Origin of the sequence: Anaerosporobacter faecicola, from assembly GCF_012070565.1 — a bacterium.
GTDB lineage: Bacteria > Bacillota > Clostridia > Lachnospirales > Lachnospiraceae > Anaerosporobacter > Anaerosporobacter faecicola.
Window position 1 is genome coordinate 88,163 of sequence record NZ_JAAQRO010000022.1, and the last position, 21,106, is coordinate 109,268.

Sequence of the window (21,106 nt, forward strand, 5' to 3'; positions counted from 1 at the left end):
AGCCGAAAATGTCGAATTTTCTGTGTCTAATGGTCTCATGGACCAACTTGTCGAAGTGTTAGGACTTTGCTATGTATTCTGATAATGGTTTTAGGAAACAATACAATAATTATTTTTTCCCTGACCTTTTACCGTATAAAGTGCCGAGTCAGCCAATCTATATAATTTCTGGAAATCCTGTTCATCTCTCACAAATGTTCCACCAATACTAGTAGATATTTTCATTCCTGGATAATCCTTTTCAAATTGTTGGCCAATGAGTTCCATAAACTTTTTCATCATCTCTTCTATATTTTCGTTTGAAATTTCATGCCCAACAAATACTGCGAACTCATCCCCTCCCATTCTAGCAACTACATCTTCTCTTCGATTAAAATAGTTTTTTAGAAGTGCTGCGTATTTTTTTAAAGTTTTATCACCAATAGGATGACCATATGTATCGTTAATCGCTTTAAAATTATCCATATCACAAATCAAAAGAATTCCTTGATTGGGCGTAATCTTCAATAACTTCATTACCTGTTCTTCAAATCCTTCCCGATTTAGAAGAGTTGTTAAATTATCTGTTTTGGCTTTTCGAGTCATCTCTGCCATACTCATAGCCATATTTCTTGTTACATGAATCAATACCAGCACGGAAAATATTCCTATCAAAGCCATCAGTATTCCTAATCTCCACATTGGCGCCAATAAAGTACTCCGTTTGATAAAAGATATAAGATACCAATTCGTAATAGCCATTTGCGTAATATCCACATAATAGACACCATCCTCTGTACGAATCGTTGATTGTCCTAACTTATTGGCTTCAATAATCGCATTCAGCTGTTGATAAAAACGCTCATCACATTCTGATAAGTTATCACCACCCATATGTTTTCCTGAATCTGCAAGTATTATTCGGTCTTTACCAGCAACAAAAAGTGCTCCATCAACATCATTAACATTTGTAATTTCCGAAATCAGCTTTTCCGCGAAATCTACATAAACGTCTACAGAGAGCACACGAATTGCATGATCAAGGTGGATTTTAGCAGAAACACTGGTACAGATTATACCTAGTTGTGCATCATAATATGGTTCACAAAAAACAAAATCTTCACTGTCTTTTCCTGCAATGTACCATGGTCGTTCTTGTATATTCCAATCAGATTCTGGTGTCCACCCTGACGCATCCACATAAAATCCTGTTTCATCCCCCACATAAATACCCATAGGATATGCATCATGGACTTGATAAGTTGATGAAAGAAATTGTTGAAGTTCTTTGTCGCTCGTAAAATTATCTTCAATGACCTTCTTATAAATTTCTAGTTCACTTATGATTTCTCCAGTCCAGTCATTTAACTGATTTGCACAGTGATTGGATTTGATCGTTAGATTCTCTTTTGAAAGTTTAATTATTGAAGTGGAAGCTAGTAGGGTATAAACAATAACAAGACAAAATACTACAGACATGATTATAAGTCCCAATCGCATCCCATATTTGAAATTTTTATTTTTCAACTTTATATCCTCTTCTTTTATCATAATGGTATATTTTGCTACTAAAACCTTTCGTATATTTTACAACAAAATATACAATAAATCTATTCGCATAACAACCAAAATGATTAAACTTCTGAAATCTGTTCCCGCAACGCAAAAAATCCGAGCCTCCAGACAACCCTTAAAGATTGTCCGAGCGCTCGGAAATGCCTTGTTCAAGCCTTTTCTTCGTATCTATTCGTGTATCTTTGAAAGCAAGACCACCGTCTCAACATGCATACTATGAGAGAACTGATCTACTGCCCGAATCCGCTTCATCTCATATCCTTGGTCACATAAATATCTACAATCTCTGGCTAACGTTGCTGGATCACAGGATACATAGACGACTCTTTTCGGCTGCATCTGTATTACTGTTTGAAGAAGCGTTTCGTCACAGCCTTTTCTTGGAGGATCAACGACTACTACATCTGCTCGCATACTTCCGCCACTTTGTTCATACTGTGCTGGCATAACTTCTTCTGCCGCACCAACGAAGAATTCTGCATTATGAATCTCGTTAATTTTTGCGTTATTCTTCGCATCAGCTATGGCTTCTGGTACAATTTCCACTCCATATACCTGTTTCGCCTGTTTCGCAAGGAATAGAGAGATTGTACCGATTCCACAATATAAATCCCACACAATCTCATTTCCAGTCAAATCCGCATATTCCAATGCTGTCTCATACAATTTCTTTGTCTGAACCGGATTTACTTGGAAAAAGGATAATGGAGAGATCTGATACTTGATATCCCCAATGTAATCGGTGATGTAATCCTGCCCCCATAATGTATGGCAGGTTGGTCCAAGAATAACGTTTGTCTTTTCTGTATTGCAGTTGATTCCAATGCTTGTCATCCCCGGAATATCTTTTAATTTGTCTACCAAATGCTCTGCATGTGGCAACTTTGTTCCATTAATGACAAGGCAAACCATAATTTCCCCAGTAACAAAACCGATTCTTGTTAAGATATGACGAACAAGCCCTGTATGATTTTCTTCATCATATGGTTCGATTCCTTCCTCCGTGATAAATTGTTTCACTAGAGCAAGAAGTTCATCATTATTCTCCGCCTGAATATAGCAATGCTCACAATCCACGATTGCATGGGAACGGCTTGCATAGAAACCTGTTACAATCTGTCCATTTTCACCTTTTCCTACTGGAAACTGTGCTTTATTCCGATAATGGTAAGGAGTTTCCATTCCAATGATTGGTTCCGTGATCGTATCAATTTCTTCGCCAAAATGGGCGATTCGCTTGAAGCAATCTTTCACTTTATTCTCTTTGTATCGTAACTGTTCGTCATAAGAAAGATGTTGGAGTTGACAGCCACCACACTGACGCGCCACTTCACATCTTGGTTCCACGCGATAGGAGGATTTCTTCAATACCTCCATTAGTCTAGCATATCCATAATTCTTTTTTAACTTCATTACTCTTATGACTGCTTCATCACCAGGCAATGCTTCTTTGACGAAGAAGGTATACCCATCTACATGGGCAATTCCCTCTCCTTCTGAACCAAGAGCATCTATGGTAACAGTCAGATCTTGATTCTTTTCAAAAGGAAGCGCTTCCCATTCCTTGGGTTTTGTATTCTTTTTGCTATTCTTTCTGGTCATGTAAGTTTCTCCTTCTTTCTATCAGGCTTGTACACTTTGCATACTTTCCAAGCTTTCCTATCACGTTCTTGATTTCCATTTATATAATATAAATACTTTATTTATCCGTTTAATTTTCGTATTCTTGTATTCACCGTTTGTTCTTCCTGTTTCTGCTTTCACTTTTTGTTTCAAACTTCTTATATTGAAAACACTTCTGTTTTCACACTACCCTCTTCATAACTCTATTTTTACATCATACATCAAAAAAACTGTTGCAACATGAAGTATACTACCTCGTTATCCATATTTGCAACAGTTCTACTATTATTTTGTACTTCTTCTTATATTTGATTCAAAGAACTTGTTATAGCCAAGCCATTCGGCTTTTTCATCTGCACCCTTTAAGATTTCGATCATCGTCTGTAACTTTGCATCGGTGTTATCTGCATAAGTAAGAGCTACCGCTTCGATGAGGGCTGGTTTCTTTGGTGATCCATATTCTAATTCTCCATGATGGGATAAGATACAATGTTTTAATTCATTTGCCAGACTCTTTGGGAAGTTTGGTATCGTTTGGATCCGAGAACTAATCTTCTCTGTTCCAATGTAGATATGTCCCAATAATTGTCCATCATCTGTATAATCATTCTCTGGAAAGGTAGATAATTCATCTAATTTACCGATATCATGGAATAATGCAGCACTAATCAAGAGATCACGATTGATCACTGGATAGTTCGTTGCTAAGTATTCACATAAACGAGTAACACCTAACGTATGTTCTAATAATCCCCCAACAAAACCATGGTGAACTGTCTTAGCTGCTGAATGATTTTTAAATGCTTTCACAAAGTCTTTATCTTCAACAAAGAAACTATTTACTAATTTACTTAAATATGGATTGGTAATCTTAGAAATCATAGCGAGTATCTCGTTATACATGTCATTTACATTCTTTTCCGTTGTAGGAACAAAATCACTTGGATCATATTCTCCCTCTTGACTCTTACGAATTCTCTTAACGTTGAATTGTAACGAGTTCTGAAAACTTGTGATTTGTCCATCTACATGAATGTAATCCATGGCGTCAAAATTATCGATTCCGTTGGATAATTCCCATACTTTCGCATCGATCGTACCAGTTCTATCCTGTAAGAGTAGAGAATAATAGCTTTTACCAGCCTTTGTCTTCAAACTCTGTTTCGTTTTACATAGATAGGTCTCTGATATCATCTCGCCATCACGCAACTCATTTATATATTTCATTTAACTACCTAGCCTCTCTAAACTAACTGTGTAATATTATTCTGCTAGCTATTATACCCTAATTCTTTTTCTTATGCAACTGCACGTGGAATGTCAGTTCTTTCTTCTCCTCTTCGCCCTTGCTAGTAGTACGTTTTACCACAATCGTAAGCTCATCCTTTGGTTGATAAGTGGAGATGATGGTATTCAACTGTGCCATGGAGATAATCGTGCTATCGTCAATCTTAAGGATTACATCCCCTGTTTGTAACCCAGCTTCCAAGGCTGGCGATTCTGTCTCAACTTCATTGACGTAAACCCCGTTATCCACACCTAAACTAGCAGCGATCTCTGTCGTCAGATCCGTTCCTATGATACCAAGGTATGTCCGATTTCTACCTTTTACAAGAGCATCAATGATTGGCTTGATCCTAGTAATAGATAATGCCGTATTGATATTGGCATTCAACTCGCTCTTAAAACTATGGATATGCGTTATTATACCTATAATTTCTCCCTTTAGGTTTACAATCGCTCCGTCTCCATCATTATTATTCGAGATATCGGTATTAAATAAATCCACACGATTATCTGTGATATATGCACTTGTGGTTTTCCCTGTGATCATACCGTATTCTCGTGATAATGGATACCCGTTAGGATTACCAACTGCTATGACTGGCTCCCCTGCCGATAAACCAATTGATTCTCCAAGTGTGGCAACTTTAAATGTATGCTTGATTTTCTCCGATAATAAGGATTCGTCCACTTTGATGATTGCTAAGTCCAGTTTGCTATCATAGTCAAAGAGTTTCGCTTCTACTACATTATCTACATCAAAGGTTACTCGAATCTTATTCACTTCTTTTATCTTACTGTAACGTACCAAAATAGATAACGTTTTTTTATCTTCTGTCTCATGAATGATTATTCCAGAAGTAACATCTGCCGTTTCATATGGATTTTGTAACCAATCTACACTTTTGATGATACCTGCTACAGAAACAATGGATCGATTGACTTCATCCGTAATGGTATCTAACTCCTCGTAGATTTTCTTATAGTCCTCCACTGTTAGATCTGTTATTCTCTCCATGATGATTGGCTGTGTTTCTTCCACCATTTCCACCTTACAATCTGGAATTACAGAAGCAAGTCGAAGAGTATTCATCTGTCTCATAAAATTCGTTAATCTTCCCTCTTCCTCTTCCTGAAATACGTCCTTGATATAAGGGTAGGTAACACAAATGGCAATACTACTGACAACGCCGAATAGTATTGCTAACATGATTGTCTTCACTACACATCCCAGTACATTTTTCCAGCTCTTTTTAGGAATAATCTGTTCCTGAATGAAATTAAACTCCTTTTGGTCCACCAGGGGGCTAATTCTCTTATCATTTGGCATATTACTTCTCCTTAACTCCTGTCCAAACCGTTAATTTGTTACCAACACGTGACATGCTGTACCCCTTTTTGTTATGAATTCACTATGTCATTGGCAATCCGAGCATTTGTGATACATGCTCATATATTGCAGGTCATTACTATATTGTAACATTTTATCATTTACTTGTGAACACTCTATGAATAAAATGTTAAATGATATTACATATTACTATTCCTAACATCTTCCCTGTATACATACATCTATACTAGATGATTAAATCTAAAATTCTACTTTGGATTCTTACTAATTTCTGAATTTCTTACTGTTTTTAATAATTTAGTTATTTTCATTTGCCTAGGAATCATGTAGAATATAACTAATCCCGCATATACAGAATACCTGTAGTTCTGTTTCATTATTTGACGAGAAGGGTTAAAGAAGGATCGCTATGATAGCAATTTAGGAAAGGAGCCATGCAATGTCTTCTTTAAACCAATAACCTAATCTATCAGCAAGATTAGGCTCCATTATGCATGGGTAAACAATTGAACGCAAAAGCAATCAACACATTAGAATATAATAAAATCATTGAGCGATTAGTACAATGCGCAGGATCTCCTCTTGGTAAGGAACGCTGTAGCAAACTTCTACCAATGAATCAATTACATGAGATCCAACAAGCACAAAAAGAAACTTCCGATGCATTAAAGCGAATCCTTCAAAAAGGAAGCGTTTCTTTTTCTGGATTAAAGGATATCCGTGGTTCCATCAAACGATTGGAGATTGGTTCCACACTTGGTATGGGCGAACTATTACAGATTAGCTCTGTACTTGATGTAACGTTACGAATTAAGGCATTTTCAAGAACGGATAGTGATGAAAATGAAATGGATTCTCTTGATGAACGTTTCACACTCTTAGAGCCTTTGTCACCGATTAATAACGAAATCAAACGTTGTATCGTAACAGAAGAGGAAATGAGTGACGATGCAAGTTCAACTTTAAAGCACATCAGACGCACCATTAAGAATACCAATGAAAAAGTCCGGGAACAATTGAATTCCATCGTCAGTTCCCAAACTACCAAATCCATGTTACGAGAGAATATCATTACCATGAGAAATGGTCGTTATTGTCTTCCTGTTAAGCAAGAATACAAAGGGCAATTTCAAGGTATGGTTCATGACCAATCCTCCACTGGTTCAACCTTCTTCATCGAACCAATGGCAGTTGTTAAGCTTAATAATGAACTCCGTGAGCTTGCTGTTCAGGAGCAAGATGAAATTGAACGAATCCTTTCTTCCTTAAGTGCTTCTATTGCTGTTGAAACAGAAAAACTTTCTGATAACCTTAGCATCTTAAGCGAGCTGGATTTCATTTTCGCAAAAGCATATCTATCAAAACAATTAAAAGCCACAGAACCAGAATTCAATACCAAGGGCTATGTGAATATTAAAAAGGGGCGTCATCCTTTGATTGATGCCAAGCAAGTAGTTCCGATTGACATTCATTTAGGTGATGAATACAACTTACTGATTGTTACTGGTCCGAATACCGGTGGTAAAACCGTTTCCCTTAAAACGGTTGGACTCTTTACTCTGATGGGACAAGCAGGACTTCACATTCCAGCATTTGATGGTTCTTCCCTTGCGGTTTTCGAAGAAGTATTCGCAGATATTGGTGATGAGCAAAGTATTGAGCAGAGTTTAAGTACCTTCTCTTCTCATATGACCAATACCATTCATATTATTAAGAATGCCACGCCAAACAGTTTGGTTCTATTTGATGAATTAGGTGCTGGAACCGATCCTACAGAGGGTGCAGCTTTGGCTATGTCGATCCTATCCTACCTTCATGAACAGGATATTCGAACAATGGCGACTACTCATTACAGTGAACTTAAGATCTTTGCCTTATCTACAGAAGGTGTCGAGAATGCTTGCTGTGAATTCAGTGTAGAAACCTTACGTCCTACCTATCGTCTCTTGATTGGAATTCCTGGTAAGAGTAATGCCTTTGCCATATCTAGCAAACTTGGTCTTCCTGATTACATCATCGATGATGCCAAAAGTCGTATTGATAGTGAAGAGCAAAGTTTTGAAGATGTCATCAGCGATCTTGAAGCAAGTCGCGTGACAATTGAAAAAGAACGGGAAGAGATTGAAAAACTGAAGCAAGAGTCTGCTGCGTTGAAGAAACAGTTAGAACAAAAACAAGACAAATTGGATCAAGCAAAAGAAAGAATATTACGAGAAGCCAATGAAGAAGCCCGTGATATCCTTGCCGAAGCTAAGGAATATGCCGATGAAACCATTAAGAATTACAACAAATGGACGAAGGAAAGTGGTCTTGGTCGTGCGATGGAGCAAGAACGTTCTAAACTTCGCGAGAAACTTAATTCCACAGAATCCAAACTTGCTTTAAAGAATAAAACAAAAACGAATAAAACAAACAAGCCAAAGGATTTCCACCTTGGAGATGCTGTTCATGTGCTTAGTCTTAATCTAAAAGGTACGGTTAGTTCTTTACCAAATGCCAAAGGAGACCTATTTGTACAAATGGGTATTTTACGTTCTCAAGTTAACATCACTGATCTTGAACTGATCGATGAACCAGTTATCACAACCCCATCATTAAAGAAAACCGGCAGTGGTAAGATCAAGATGACAAAGAGTATGAACATTAGTGCTAGTATAAACCTCATAGGAAAGACGGTAGCCGAAGCATTACCTGAACTAGATAAGTATTTAGATGATGCATACCTTGCACATTTACCTCAATGTACGGTTATTCATGGTAGAGGAACTGGCATCTTAAAAAATGCAGTTCATCAACATTTAAAGAAATTAAAATATGTCGCTTCTTATCGCCTTGGTACATTTGGTGAAGGCGACCAAGGTGTTACGATTGTAGAATTTAAAAAGTAGCAGAAAGGAGATTTCATGGCAGAAAAACAGAAGATTTTAATTGTAGATGATGATGCAAATATTGCCGAATTAATCTCGCTCTATTTGCTGAAAGAATGTTTTGACACATTAATTGTAAATGATGGTGAAGAAGCGATTGAAAAGTTCCATACGTATCAGCCTGGATTAATCCTGTTAGATTTAATGCTACCAGGTATTGATGGTTATGAGGTTTGCCGTGAAATTCGTAAAACGTCTAACGTTCCGATCATTATGCTCTCTGCTAAAGGAGAGATTTTTGATAAAGTTCTTGGATTGGAACTTGGTGCTGATGATTATATTATTAAACCTTTTGATTCAAAGGAATTGGTTGCTCGGGTGAAAGCGGTTTTACGACGCTTCCATCCGGTAGCTGCACAAGCTCCACAAATGGCATCTCCTATCGTGCAACCAAGTGGTGAGTTCGTAGAATATCCAGATTTGTTAATCAACTTATCTAATTATTCTGTAACATACTATGGGAATACGATTGATATGCCACCAAAAGAACTGGAACTATTCTATTTCTTAGCTTCTCATCCAAATCAAGTATTTACAAGAGAACAGCTGTTAGATCATATCTGGGGATATGAGTACATTGGAGACACGCGAACGGTAGACGTGCATATCAAAAGACTTCGTGAGAAGATCAAAGACCATACAAGCTGGAGTTTATCTACTGTTTGGGGTATTGGTTACAAATTCGAGGTGAAGAACTAATGAAGCGAACTTTGCTGATTAAGCTATTGCTTTGCTATTTTATCGTTGCAATTTCCATGTTTACACTTTTGAATACGTATGGCGTGAATAGGCTAAAACATAGCCTTGTTGAAAGGCAGAAAACAGTTCTTCATAATGAAGCTTCCACGATAGCCTCTGAATATATGACCAATTATTACAGCAATTCCTATAATTCTGCTCAATCGGTCAGAGATGTGCTTACTCAGTTAAAAACCATTGATACATTTTTAAATACACGAATTTGGATTGTTAACCAGAGCGGAACCATAACAATGGATACCCGTTCTAGTTATACAACCGATTCCAAGATCAATCTTAATGAACTGGATTCCAAATTCTTATCAAAAACCTTTTCCGATCAAACATATTTTAAGGGAATCCTGACGGAACCAATGGTAAGTGTGGTGTATCCCATTTCCTACCGATACGAGATTCGAGGTTATATTGTTATGCTAACCTCCTTATCCTCCATCAAACATGATAGTATCTACTATATGGATATCATCAATATTTGTTTTCTTATTTTCTTAGTTTTGATGATCTTTGTATTTATGTATATCTATTATCTAACGGTACGCCCATTGAAAAAAGTAATTAAAGCTGCCATTGAGTACTCCTCTGGTAATTTTGATTATCCACTGAACATTCATACTACCGATGAATACAAGGAACTTTCCGACGCTGTCCGTTATATTTCTAGTGAGTTGAACAGCCTCGATGATTATCAAAAAAAATTCGTGGCTAACATCTCCCATGACTTCCGTTCTCCTCTGACCTCAATCAAAGGTTACATCGAGGCTCTTCAAGATGGTACGATTCCTTATGAAATGCAGGGCAAATACCTTGATATCGTGCTATTCGAAACGGAACGATTAACGAAACTAACAACCAATCTGCTTGCTTTGAATACCTTTGATAACAATGGAACAATCTTAGAGATTTCCTCCTTTGATATCAATCGGATCATCAAGCATACTGCAGAAACTTTTGAAGGAATCTGCACAAAGAAGAAGATTTCCTTTAAGCTAGTCTTTTCCAATCGAGAACAGTTTGTTGATGCAGACCTTGGTAAGATTCAGCAAGTTCTATATAACTTGATCGATAACGCCATCAAATTCTCTCATCAGAATTCTACAATCAAGGTTTCCACCGAAGTGAAAGGCGACAAGGTGTTCACTGCTGTTAAAGATTACGGAATTGGTATCCCAAAAGATTCTCTAAAAAAGATATGGGAGCGTTTCTATAAAACAGATGTATCTCGTGGAAAAGATAAAAAGGGAACTGGTCTTGGCTTATCCATTACAAAAGAAATCATCAACGCACATAATGAAAATATTAATGTCATCAGTACCGAAAATGTTGGCACAGAGTTCATCTTCACTCTGCCAAAATCGAAATAATTGATTTTACTATTTTCTCATTTCAATATAAAAAGCATTATGTTATCAACTATAGACGATTAAGTCTGTCTAGTTGAAACATAATGCTTTTTTTATTGCTTTACTTTACTTTGCTTCACTCCAAGAGTGATGATGAAGCTGTCCTTCTAACTGCATATGCGAGAAATTGTTTTGTCGAATCGCTTCATATAATACGATTGCAACGGAATTTGAGAGATTCAAAGAACGAATATCACCTATCATAGGAATTCGTATAGACGTGTCCTTATGTTCTAAAAGAATATCTTCTGGAATTCCTGCACTTTCCTTTCCAAACATAATATAGCTGTCTGGATCATAATGTACATCACTATACACATGTAGTGCCTTCGTCGTTGCCATAAAAATCTTAGCATTAGGATTTTTTTTCATAAAATCATCAAAATCGTCGTAAACAGTTACATCAAGATTCTTCCAGTAATCCAAACCTGCACGCTTTAATTGTTTCTCATCTAAGCTAAAACCTAGAGGCCCAATCAAGTGTAATCTTGCACCAGTAGCGACGCATGTTCTTCCAATATTACCTGTATTTGCAGGTATTTCCGGTTCATGTAAAACAATATTAAACATATTAGCCTCTCTTATACAATACCAATATTCAACTCAATTACTTTATTATCATCATAGGTTAATGGTACACAGATGGATTTTGCAGTATTCATAAATGCCATACTACCAATACATAATGATGGTGGTGTTATATCAATTGTAATCCCCTTTGTAGAAAAGATCGTAGCCGCATTTCCCAAGATCATATTCCCAAGTTCACAGATTGCACTCCCTGAAAGTTCATCAATTTGGCTAACTGGTGTCATAATCATCTTACCTGCGATATCACAAGCAGCCACTTGATTTAGTATAATCATAACTTGTCCTTTTAATTCACCTGTGATTCCTAACATAATGATTACACTTTCATTATCTATATTATTATCCCTAATATAGGGTTTTCCAATCTTCAGATCAATAAAACACATATCTTTCAGTATCTTTGTCGCTGAAATTAAAAATGGATTGATAAAATCTGCATTCAATTCACCCATACACATTCCTCCCAAGTTAGTATAATTATCTTATCATACTTAAGACTTATAATTCAAGTCTAATCAACAATATCACAGAAAGAATTCTTATTTTTTTATATTATACAAGAAAATTCTATTAGAAATGTCATTCTTTTGGTTTGTGATTCGACAAAAATCTCTCTATTCTTTCCAATGCGATCTTCAGATTCTCGATCGAATAGGCATAAGATATTCGTAGAAATCCTTCTCCACAGTCACCAAAAGCCGTTCCTGGTACCACTGCAACCTTCTCTTCTCGTAATAATGTTTCTGCAAATTCATCCGATGTCATGCCAAATTTCTTAATACTTGGGAATACATAAAAGGCACCATATGGATCAAAGCAATCCAATCCGATTCGTCTCAACTCATCTATTAGAAATCTTCGTCTTGCATCATACGCATCCCGCATTAATACGACGTCTTGATCACCATTACGCATTGCTTCCACTGCAGCATACTGGCTTGTTGTTGGTGCACACATGATAGCGAATTGATGAATCTTGATCATCTGTTTCATAATAATTTCAGGAGCACAAGCATATCCCAAACGCCAACCTGTCATTGCATACGCTTTGGAAAACCCATTGATCAATATGGTTCGTTCTTTCATTCCAGGTAAAGAAGCGATAGAAACATGTTGTCTACCATAGGTAAGTTCAGAGTAGATCTCATCCGACATAACGAAAAGATCATGTTCTTTTACTACTTCCGCAATATCCACAAGATCCTCATACTCCATGATTGCACCGGTTGGATTGTTCGGGAATGGTAGAATTAAGATTTTTGTTTTATCTGTAATTGCATCTAATAATTCCTGCTTTGTTAATTTGAAATTATTCTCTTCCTTCAGTTCAATGATTACGGGTACACCATCTGCTAATGTAACACATGGCACATAGGAAACATAACAGGGCTGTGGAATCAACACTTCATCGCCTGGATCTAACATGGCACGTAAACCAATGTCAATTGCTTCACTACCACCAACCGTCACCATAATTTCTTTATTGTAATCGTAGTTTATATGGCATTTCCGATTTATGTAATTACTAATCTCCATCTTTAGTTCTTTTAGCCCGGCATTGGACGTATAGAATGTTCTTCCTTTCTCTAAGGAATAGATTCCTTCCTCTCGAATATGCCAAGGGGTATCAAAATCAGGTTCGCCTACGCCAAGTGAGATCGCATCTTTCATTTCACTGACGATATCAAAGAATTTACGTATCCCTGAAGGTTGTATATTAACCACTTTACTTGATAATGGGTTTCTCATGGTGTCACCAACATCCTTTCGTCTACTTTCTTGTTGTCTAGTTCAATTCCGTGTTCTTTGTATTTTTTAAGAACAAAATGTGTTGCTGTACTTAATACGGAATCCATCGGTGCGAGCTTACTTGAGACAAAATTAGCGACTTCTCTCATACTTTTTCCATCAATAATAACAGTCAGATCGAATCCGCCAGACATCAAATATACAGATTCAACTTCTTGAAATTTGTATATTCTCTCTGCAATCTTATCAAAGCCTTCTCCGCGTTGTGGTGTAACTTTCACTTCAATTAGAGCAGTTACACGTTCGCTATCTGCTTTGTCCCAATTAATAAGCGTTGGATACCCACAGATTATGGATTCCTTCTCCATCGCTCGAAGCTCCGCATCAACAATCTCCTCGGTCATTCCAAGCATACTAGCCAGTTCTTTACTCGTTAACTTGCTATTCTTATCAATTGCTTTCAAGATTTTTTGTCTCATAATAGACTCCTTTCCTACTAGTCACCATGCTATTCGTAGTTTGGTGGCGTTGTGCAAGGTTGTTAGAAAAGTTCTTTCCCAATTTTCCCTGCAGGACATAAGTTATTCCATGTTGTCGTATTGCAAAAGTGCTATGCGCTACCAATACGTAGTATCATGAGCATTAAAAGTTTTATACTTCTTGTTCTAACGCAATACTTTATATAATTCATCCACCTTTGGTGGTTCTAGATATCTCTTTTCGTAATCATTCCAAGCGATTCGATCTGTACCACTTGTAACACGTCCAATTACAGTCGCTTTAATTTTCTCTTTTTCCAGATGTTCCACTAATTCATTGGCACGATCCGTTACGATCAATAAACTACCGCTAGAGATCAACATATAGGGATTAAGATCATAGTATTCGCAAATTTCTACCGTTTCTTGTTTCATTGGGATCTTATTCAGATCCACTTCAATTCCCACATTGCCCGCAGCACCAACTTCCCAAAGTGCCCCAAAGATACCACCTTCTGTCACATCGTGCATCATAACGGCATTATGTTTCCTTGCTATTGTTGCTTCTTTCACTATGGATATATAATCAAGGAATGTACACGCTTCTTCAATAAAGTTGGTTGTATATCGTGTGCACAGTTCTTCTTTTTTTTCATTTGCAAGAATGGCTGTTCCCTCCAAACCAGCCCATTTGGTTAAGACGATTTCCTGCCCTTCCTTCATTTGTTTTGGATTACTCAGCTTCGTTTTCGTAATCTTTCCTACTCCAGTTACCGTAACAATGGTCTGATTCACAGCTCTCGAAACTTCCGAATGTCCTCCCATTACTTCTATATTAAGTGATGCACAACAAGCTTCTATTCTTTGCATCATTTGTCGTAACTCCGATTCTTTTCCACGTTCAGGCATGATGATTGTTAACATAACACCTATCATCTCTGCACCACTCGCCGCTATATCATTGGCTGTTATGTGAATAGCTAGATCTCCAATATGATCTGCTGTGCTTGTAATTGGATCGGTAGAAAGAACCACGGCTTCATCAGGACCCACTTCAAATACTGAACAATCCAATCCCACACCAGGTCCAACTAACACTTCATTTCTTCTATGTCTGATCTGCTTAAATACCGATCGCTTCAAAACCATCTCTGGTACTTTCCCTACTTTCATCTTTTCTCCTTCCAATTTATATAAAGATAGGCTGTTACACTTTTGTTCTCCAGTAATCATGATCATCTGATCGTTTGATTTTCGAAAACAGTGTAACAGCCTCCCTGTCATAGACATTGTAAATTATTCTTCGCCTTCACCAGTTGACTCTTCCGTATCTGGATTGGTGTCTTCCTCTGTATCATCAGAGTTATCCTCAGAAGTCTCATCTTTGGATGGCTTACTTTCCTCTGTCTTGTCTTTATCCTGATCTTTGTCCTTGTTATCGTCTTTATCTTTATCGGTAACTTTATCTTCTTCCTTATTCTTATCCTCTTCCTTGTCCTTATCTTCCTCTTCTTTTTCTTCTTCCTGCTTACCAACGGTTATATAGCGAGGAGAAGCCGTATACGTACTTGAATTCACTTGTATACGTTCCGTTTCTTTTCCATCTATATATACAACTTTCCACAAACGTGCCCGATATCCTGTATGAGCTGGTGAAGTTACTTTCTTATAAGAAGATGGTAACGTCTTGTCTTCTGTTATTACATCAGCTGGTGGTTGTGTTGTACTAATCGTTTCAGACACAAATTCAATCGTACGATTTGATGGTCTTGTCTCATTACCATAAATGGTAAATGTAACATTTCTTCCTACAATATATCCTTCGATATAGATTGGTGATTCTGTACTATTTTTAAACTTAAGGTCTTTATACGTACCTGCAATAGCAGCATCTGCTGATCTAGGTACATAAGATACAACCATAGAGTGTGGGGAACGTTCAACTACTTCTAACTCTGACTTTAATACAGTATTATATAAAGTAGAAGATACCTGACATACTCCTCCACCTTCACTTTCTACAACAACACCATTTTCATAAGCGCCAGCTTTCTCATAACCATTTGCAATGGTAATAGGTGAAATGGCCTCATATACAGAAAATGTTTCACCTGGATATACAACGGTACCATTAATAAAGTTCGTTGCAACCGTAACATTATTCACACGTGCTGCCTTTGAGTCCGCAAAATTCGTAGTAGCAGTACCTAATACATCCGTACATTCTCTCAATTCATCAGAGGTATACTCTGGGATATCCTCTTCCACGCTGGCATTGATTGTAAGATTTTCTCCATTCCAGTCATTCATAACAGCATCACTAACAGCCTGTACCGTTGCATCTACATCAATTTTTCTACCAATGACATGTTCTTCAAATACGAATTCACCGTTTTCACGTTTCATTGTCGCATTTTCTGCTGGAATATCATATTTGGTACATTCTTTTTCTACAAGTTCCTGAACAGCATTTTGGTCTAAAGTAAATTCCAAATTAAAAACTTTGTTTTCTTTTTCAACATCTTTTGTCTCTTTATATCGTTTAATGATGTTTCCGGATTTTCCAATTTTCATGGCTTCATCAATAATTTCATTGTCACTTACTTGATATCCAAGTTCTTCTAATGTTCCTGTTACAGTATCCTCATCTACTTGTATGGTAATCTCTTTCTTTGCTCGATCTGTAATATAGGCATCGACTGCTTCTTGTGCCTGCTCAACTGTCATACCACCAACATCAACTGAATCAATGAATATACCTTTGCATATTGTATCATCATCGATGGAGGCAGAGATCGTAACATAAGCTCCGGCTACAATAATGGTCAGTACAAGCATCACACCTGCCACAATTAAGGCAACTTTCTTCTTATTCATTTTCTTATCCCCTTTATTTACGCTTTAAAACCTAGGTTACATTTTAACATAATTCATAAATTTATCAAGTAATTCTTCCTATCCTAATGATAGCACTTTATACCCTGTTGCACTGACTACTGATTCATTGACAACTTAATAAATATTATGTATAGTTAAAACAAACGTTTTCCTGTTCCACGAACTATCGTGCAATTGCATCAACTACGACAGGAACAACCATGGATAATACTAATAAGATTATGATAACTGTTGATATTGTTTTTTTCGTTTTTTTGTTATTAAAATTAATCATTTTATCACCTCTTTCATTTTATTATTAAGAATATACGGATTAAAAAAGGTATTTTCCTTCCTGATACTCCATATTCCTATATTTCATTTACATATTATTATCCATGCCTTTTCATAAGTCGATCGACTTAAAAAGGCAAAATTATTTAAAAAACTTCTCTTTCGTTTAATACATGGCATATTTCAATGCCACAATTGAATGGTATTACTATTAACTAATAGAAAGGTGTGTATATATATGCTAGTTGCTATTGCAATCTTCATGATTCTTGCATTTACATCATTGCTCATTCGTACGCGCTCCTCAAAAACCAATAAAATAAATCAAGAAGAAGCGCAAAGTTTTTGGGAACGAGAACAAGAATCCAATTCTGTTCGTAAAAAGGATATCTCAAATCTTCCATATATTACTGTTCCTCTTGATGAACTTCCTTTTCACAATTCAGAAGACAGTAGCATTATACGCTATCAAGATTCCATTAAACGAATTGCAGAGCGAAAGATTTTGAATCTGTCTACCCAGTCGAATACTGACTTGAAACTTAACTATGGTGTAGCCAATCTTCCCTTTTTAATGGATTGTGATGTCTCCTATACGGAACTCATCAAAACCCTTCAGCAATGGGGAAAAGCTCTACTGGATTCCAATCAGATTGATGATGCAAAAACAGTACTTGAATTTGCTGTTACTTGCAAAACGGATATTGCTGTTTCGTATACCTTACTTGGTGATATCTATGCCAAACAGCATAACAAAGAAAAGATTCAATCTCTACTTGAAGTAGCCAAAACTATTAATAGCCCGAATCAAAGCAACACGGTTCATTATCTAGAACAATTACTCTCTTCCTAGTATTAACAAAATTGTCTGCCTTTAATACCATGACAGACTATCGATAAGAGATTCTACCATAATTAAATATGATTTTATCAATTAACCTTGAAGCCTCACTTTTGGATAATTCCTCAATTGGCATTTCAAGGTTTATTTTATGATATTTCGCCAAATCATTCAAGTAGTATTTTTGCCTAGTCGTAATTCCTTCTATTTTCTTTCTCTTGTATACGATTTGCCTTGCCTGGAATACTTTCGGAGCATTCTCATAAAACTGTTGCAATAGAAGTTCGTATAGCTTTGCGCATGCTACTGCATCCTCTTTTGCACGGTGTGCCCGTTCATTAATAATTCCATAATATTGGCACATTGCTGCAAGAGATCTACTTTCCAAATCTGGGTGTAATTTTTTTGCCAAATATAGTGTATCTATCGCTTTGTTACGAAAGGTGCGTTGTTGAAGTTCTGCCTGTAACTTAATAAAACTATGATCAAATCGTACATTGTGTCCAATGACCACATCATCCTTAACAAACGCTAAGAATTCAGGCAAAACCTCTGTACATTCTCTCTCACCTAGTAGTATATCGTTAGTAATTCCTGTAATTTCCGTTATCTTCTCTGATACTCTTGCTTTTGGCCGAATAAACGACGTATAACTTTCTACTGGTACACCTTCTCGATAACGGACTGCACCGATCTCAATTATCTCATCCTGCTCTGGATGAAGACCTGTTGTTTCTATATCAAATGCAACGTAATCTCTTAATGGAACATACTCTTTGCTCATTACTTTCTCGATTCCTTCCCTACTTTACTTTTCCTGATGCCTTACATAGATCTTGTAGGAAACAAGTTGTACATTGAGGATTCCTAGCCGTGCAAATGGAACGTCCATGTGTGATGATCTGTATATTATACAAGATCCAATGGTCCCTTGGTAGAACCTCCATTAGATCAAATTCTATCTTCTCTGGATCCTCTTCTTTGGTAAACCCTAACTTTCTAGAGATTCTCTTTACATGTGTATCCACCACAATACTTGGTTCATGATATATATTTCCACGAATCACATTAGCTGTTTTTCTCCCTACCCCTGCAAGAGAAGTTAACTCTTCTATGGTTTTGGGAACCTCTCCACCATATTCTAGTAGAATCTTATTCGCACAAGAGATGATGTTTTTCGCTTTATTATGATAGAATCCCGTAGAATGAATATCCTTTTCTAATTCCTTCAGATCTGCATTTGCAAACGCTTCTAAGGAGCGGTACTTTTGAAAAAGGTCTTTCGTAACCATATTGACTCGCTCATCCGTACATTGTGCACTTAATATTGTAGCAATTAACAATTGCCATGCATTCTCATGGTTCAAATAACACACATATTCCCGTGAATAGGTCTGATCTAAACGGGATAGAATCTCATCAATCCTTGCCCGTTCCACTTTCGTTATTCTTCTTTTTGCCATATCTATTCCCTAACTTTCTATAATACGAAGCATATCTCCACTCACCTTTTGAAAACGTATGGTATTCGCCCCATGGTCAAGTGGATTACGATTTTGGTAGTCAAATAATATATACTCTTCCGCCTTTGCAGCAACACCGGTTTGTGCTGTTTCTTCTATATTGTAAGCGAACTTTTCTAAATGTGTTAAACGACTGATCTGTTTACCAGAATACGATTCATATCCTTTCACATATTCTTTTACCAACTCCTCTTCCACAAAGAAATGATGATAGATTTCACGTTCAACTTCCATTGCTGAAATAAACTCTGGCTTACTTTTTAGGTTTTCCCTTAAGTATAGATCATATAAGAGAATTGCTTTAAGAACATTCTCGTCTCCTTTTTTTTCAAATTGCATAAAGGATAATAGGATTTCATAACGGCTCATACGGGTATGATTCCTTGCATTTAACCCTTGTTCCTCATAATACTTTCCAAGCTCTTGGTAAAAATCGAACGGGGTTTCAAAGAAATGTTCTACATATTGTATAGAATAGGTGAACTGTCCACTATTGTGATATACTTCCACCATATCTTCCACTTGTTTTAATTGTAATACTTCATCATAGGATAACCATTGTGTGAATAAAACCTCATATGGAGCTGTATTTTTGTATACAATTGTATTTTTCTGACTAAATCCATACATTGCCGAGCCCTTTAATACTTTTAGAAATCCTAACTGGAGTTGATTTGGTCGCATAGCATAAACGTCGTTGAAGGAATTACGAAATGAGGAATAATCTTCATATGGTAATCCCGCAATAAGGTCCAGATGTTGATGAATATTGTGTCCAGCATTCACACGATCTACTGCCTGTTTCAATTTATCCAGATTCATTTTTCGCTGTATGGCATGAATTGTCTGTTCATTGGTGGATTGTACACCGATTTCAAGTTGAACAAGGCCCTGTCTCATTTGACCTAACAGAGCAAGTTCATCCTCTGTCAAGATATCTGCTGATATCTCAAAATGAAAATTGGTTATTCCATTATCATTTTCATGGATAAACCGCCAGATTGCCATTGTGTGTTCCCGGTTACAATTAAACGTACGATCCACGAATTTCACCTGTGGTATTTTATGATCCAAAAAGATTTTTAACTCTTTTCGTACCAAATCGAGGCTACGAAACCGTACTCGTTTATCAATAGAGGATAAACAATAACTACAAGAATATGGACACCCTCGACTTGATTCATAGTAGATAATCTTATTCTTAAATTGTTCCATATCCTCATATGGAAATGGTACTTTGCTAAGATCCATCTGTTCTCGAGGTAATGTTACGATGATATCCATCTCCGTATTCTCCTTCGAATCATTTCCTATCTCAACTTGTCCATACTGTTTCAACTCTCGATAAGCGATACCACGAATGGCTCCAAGCTGTCCCTTATGATCCACATAATGTTCCATCAATTCTAGAAATGTTTCTTCCCCTTCCCCAATCATGATTCCGGTAAGGAATGGGATTCGTTTCATCCTCTCCTTGGCATCATAAGACACCTCAGGACCCCCTAACCATATTTTCATATCAGGAAGTAATTTATGCAATTCGGTTAACACTTCTTCCACCATATCAATATTCCAGATATAGCAAGAAACAGCCAATACGTCTGGCTTCTTCTTGTAAATTTCCTGAATGATATAGTCCGTATAGTGATTTATGGTAAACTCCGCAAGTTCAATATTTTCTCTATATTTCTTTGCATATGCCTGCAAGCAGAATATTGCCAGATTCGAATGGATATACTTAGCATTAATGGCTGTCAGCAATACTTTCATTGTTCTGATACTCCCTTTCTGTCCCATTCACATTGTTCCATATGAGTGGCTATTCCTATGTAGTATAGCACAGTTCCATAAGAA

Annotated in this window: 17 protein-coding genes; 4 read left to right on the forward strand and 13 right to left on the reverse strand. The window is 36.8% G+C overall.

Annotated features, from left to right (window positions below):
- Window positions 1–90: 90 nt before the first annotated feature.
- From HBB17_RS08630 to HBB17_RS08645, 4 genes are all read right to left on the reverse strand, one after another.
- Complete coding sequence (locus HBB17_RS08630; protein ID WP_167957078.1) at window positions 91–1,506, reverse strand: sensor domain-containing diguanylate cyclase; 1,416 nt, start codon at window positions 1,504–1,506, stop codon at window positions 91–93.
- 216 nt (window positions 1,507–1,722) lie between these two features.
- Window positions 1,723–3,156: a 23S rRNA (uracil(1939)-C(5))-methyltransferase RlmD gene (gene rlmD / locus HBB17_RS08635; RefSeq protein WP_167957079.1), complete on the reverse strand. Its 1,434-nt coding sequence runs from the start codon at window positions 3,154–3,156 to the stop codon at window positions 1,723–1,725.
- Window positions 3,157–3,462: 306 nt separating this feature from the next.
- Window positions 3,463–4,404 carry a 3'-5' exoribonuclease YhaM family protein gene (locus HBB17_RS08640; RefSeq protein WP_167957080.1) on the reverse strand — a complete coding sequence of 314 codons (942 nt, stop codon included), beginning with the start codon at window positions 4,402–4,404 and terminating at the stop codon, window positions 3,463–3,465.
- A 58-nt stretch (window positions 4,405–4,462) separates the two neighbouring features.
- Window positions 4,463–5,791: a S1C family serine protease gene (locus HBB17_RS08645; RefSeq protein WP_167957081.1), complete on the reverse strand. Its 1,329-nt coding sequence runs from the start codon at window positions 5,789–5,791 to the stop codon at window positions 4,463–4,465.
- A 527-nt stretch (window positions 5,792–6,318) separates the two neighbouring features.
- On the opposite strand from HBB17_RS08645, the gene HBB17_RS08650 reads away from it, so the two are divergent.
- The 3 genes from HBB17_RS08650 to HBB17_RS08660 are packed head-to-tail and all read left to right on the forward strand — an operon-like array spanning window position 6,319 to window position 10,859.
- Window positions 6,319–8,700 (forward strand): endonuclease MutS2, encoded by a 2,382-nt coding sequence (locus HBB17_RS08650; RefSeq protein ID WP_167957316.1) that lies wholly within the window; start codon window positions 6,319–6,321, stop codon window positions 8,698–8,700.
- A 15-nt stretch (window positions 8,701–8,715) separates the two neighbouring features.
- A complete protein-coding gene (locus tag HBB17_RS08655; RefSeq protein WP_167957082.1) occupies window positions 8,716–9,438 on the forward strand; it encodes a response regulator transcription factor in 723 nt (240 codons plus the stop codon).
- Window positions 9,438–10,859: a HAMP domain-containing sensor histidine kinase gene (locus HBB17_RS08660; RefSeq protein WP_167957083.1), complete on the forward strand. Its 1,422-nt coding sequence runs from the start codon at window positions 9,438–9,440 to the stop codon at window positions 10,857–10,859. Before HBB17_RS08655 ends, HBB17_RS08660 begins: the two co-directional genes overlap by 1 nt.
- A gap of 105 nt (window positions 10,860–10,964) precedes the next feature.
- Here HBB17_RS08660 and HBB17_RS08665 read toward each other — a convergent pair whose 3' ends face one another.
- From HBB17_RS08665 to HBB17_RS08690, 6 genes are all read right to left on the reverse strand, one after another.
- Window positions 10,965–11,468, reverse strand: coding sequence for a tRNA (cytidine(34)-2'-O)-methyltransferase (locus HBB17_RS08665; protein ID WP_167957084.1), 504 nt, complete (start codon window positions 11,466–11,468; stop codon window positions 10,965–10,967).
- Between the two features lie 11 nt (window positions 11,469–11,479).
- Entirely contained in the window at window positions 11,480–11,941 is a 462-nt protein-coding gene (locus HBB17_RS08670) for a chemotaxis protein CheX (RefSeq protein WP_167957085.1), read from the reverse strand.
- Between the two features lie 127 nt (window positions 11,942–12,068).
- On the reverse strand, window positions 12,069–13,238 hold the full coding sequence (locus HBB17_RS08675; protein WP_167957086.1) for an aminotransferase class I/II-fold pyridoxal phosphate-dependent enzyme: 1,170 nt from the start codon (window positions 13,236–13,238) through the stop codon (window positions 12,069–12,071).
- The gene (locus tag HBB17_RS08680) at window positions 13,235–13,717 is read right to left on the reverse strand and encodes an Lrp/AsnC family transcriptional regulator (protein WP_167957087.1); all 483 of its coding nucleotides are present in this window, start codon (window positions 13,715–13,717) and stop codon (window positions 13,235–13,237) included. Before HBB17_RS08680 ends, HBB17_RS08675 begins: the two co-directional genes overlap by 4 nt.
- A gap of 186 nt (window positions 13,718–13,903) precedes the next feature.
- On the reverse strand, window positions 13,904–14,890 hold the full coding sequence (locus HBB17_RS08685) for an AIR synthase family protein (RefSeq protein ID WP_167957088.1): 987 nt from the start codon (window positions 14,888–14,890) through the stop codon (window positions 13,904–13,906).
- 123 nt (window positions 14,891–15,013) lie between these two features.
- A complete protein-coding gene (locus HBB17_RS08690) occupies window positions 15,014–16,594 on the reverse strand; it encodes a VanW family protein (protein WP_167957089.1) in 1,581 nt (526 codons plus the stop codon).
- 532 nt (window positions 16,595–17,126) lie between these two features.
- Between HBB17_RS08690 and HBB17_RS08695 the strand changes: the two genes are divergently transcribed.
- Window positions 17,127–17,741, forward strand: a complete 615-nt coding sequence (locus HBB17_RS08695) for a hypothetical protein (RefSeq protein WP_167957090.1) — start codon at window positions 17,127–17,129, stop codon at window positions 17,739–17,741.
- A gap of 37 nt (window positions 17,742–17,778) precedes the next feature.
- Here the strand turns inward: HBB17_RS08695 and HBB17_RS08700 are convergent, their stop codons facing one another.
- Genes HBB17_RS08700 through HBB17_RS08710 form a run of 3 tightly spaced genes read right to left on the reverse strand, consistent with a single transcriptional unit; the run spans window position 17,779 to window position 21,022 of the window.
- Entirely contained in the window at window positions 17,779–18,513 is a 735-nt protein-coding gene (locus HBB17_RS08700) for a 3'-5' exonuclease (RefSeq protein WP_167957091.1), read from the reverse strand.
- Between the two features lie 19 nt (window positions 18,514–18,532).
- Window positions 18,533–19,192, reverse strand: coding sequence for an endonuclease III (gene nth / locus HBB17_RS08705; RefSeq protein ID WP_167957092.1), 660 nt, complete (start codon window positions 19,190–19,192; stop codon window positions 18,533–18,535).
- Between the two features lie 9 nt (window positions 19,193–19,201).
- On the reverse strand, window positions 19,202–21,022 hold the full coding sequence (locus tag HBB17_RS08710) for a B12-binding domain-containing radical SAM protein (RefSeq protein ID WP_167957093.1): 1,821 nt from the start codon (window positions 21,020–21,022) through the stop codon (window positions 19,202–19,204).
- Between the last annotated feature and the right edge of the window lie 84 nt (window positions 21,023–21,106).

Excerpts from the sequence above, each read along its gene's own strand:
- rlmD (WP_167957079.1), bottom strand. The coding sequence starts at position 3,156 with ATGACCAGAAAGAATAGCAAAAAGAATACAAAACCCAAGGAATGGGAA.
- HBB17_RS08695 (WP_167957090.1), top strand. The coding sequence starts at position 17,127 with ATGCTAGTTGCTATTGCAATCTTCATGATTCTTGCATTTACATCATTG.
- HBB17_RS08675 (WP_167957086.1), bottom strand. The coding sequence starts at position 13,238 with ATGAGAAACCCATTATCAAGTAAAGTGGTTAATATACAACCTTCAGGG.
- HBB17_RS08655 (WP_167957082.1), top strand. The coding sequence starts at position 8,716 with ATGGCAGAAAAACAGAAGATTTTAATTGTAGATGATGATGCAAATATT.
- nth (WP_167957092.1), bottom strand. The coding sequence starts at position 19,192 with ATGGCAAAAAGAAGAATAACGAAAGTGGAACGGGCAAGGATTGATGAG.
- HBB17_RS08665 (WP_167957084.1), bottom strand. The coding sequence starts at position 11,468 with ATGTTTAATATTGTTTTACATGAACCGGAAATACCTGCAAATACAGGT.
- HBB17_RS08640 (WP_167957080.1), bottom strand. The coding sequence starts at position 4,404 with ATGAAATATATAAATGAGTTGCGTGATGGCGAGATGATATCAGAGACC.
- HBB17_RS08680 (WP_167957087.1), bottom strand. The coding sequence starts at position 13,717 with ATGAGACAAAAAATCTTGAAAGCAATTGATAAGAATAGCAAGTTAACG.
- HBB17_RS08685 (WP_167957088.1), bottom strand. The coding sequence starts at position 14,890 with ATGAAAGTAGGGAAAGTACCAGAGATGGTTTTGAAGCGATCGGTATTT.
- HBB17_RS08700 (WP_167957091.1), bottom strand. The coding sequence starts at position 18,513 with ATGAGCAAAGAGTATGTTCCATTAAGAGATTACGTTGCATTTGATATA.
- HBB17_RS08690 (WP_167957089.1), bottom strand. The coding sequence starts at position 16,594 with ATGAATAAGAAGAAAGTTGCCTTAATTGTGGCAGGTGTGATGCTTGTA.
- HBB17_RS08670 (WP_167957085.1), bottom strand. The coding sequence starts at position 11,941 with ATGGGTGAATTGAATGCAGATTTTATCAATCCATTTTTAATTTCAGCG.
- HBB17_RS08710 (WP_167957093.1), bottom strand. The coding sequence starts at position 21,022 with ATGAAAGTATTGCTGACAGCCATTAATGCTAAGTATATCCATTCGAAT.
- HBB17_RS08645 (WP_167957081.1), bottom strand. The coding sequence starts at position 5,791 with ATGCCAAATGATAAGAGAATTAGCCCCCTGGTGGACCAAAAGGAGTTT.
- HBB17_RS08660 (WP_167957083.1), top strand. The coding sequence starts at position 9,438 with ATGAAGCGAACTTTGCTGATTAAGCTATTGCTTTGCTATTTTATCGTT.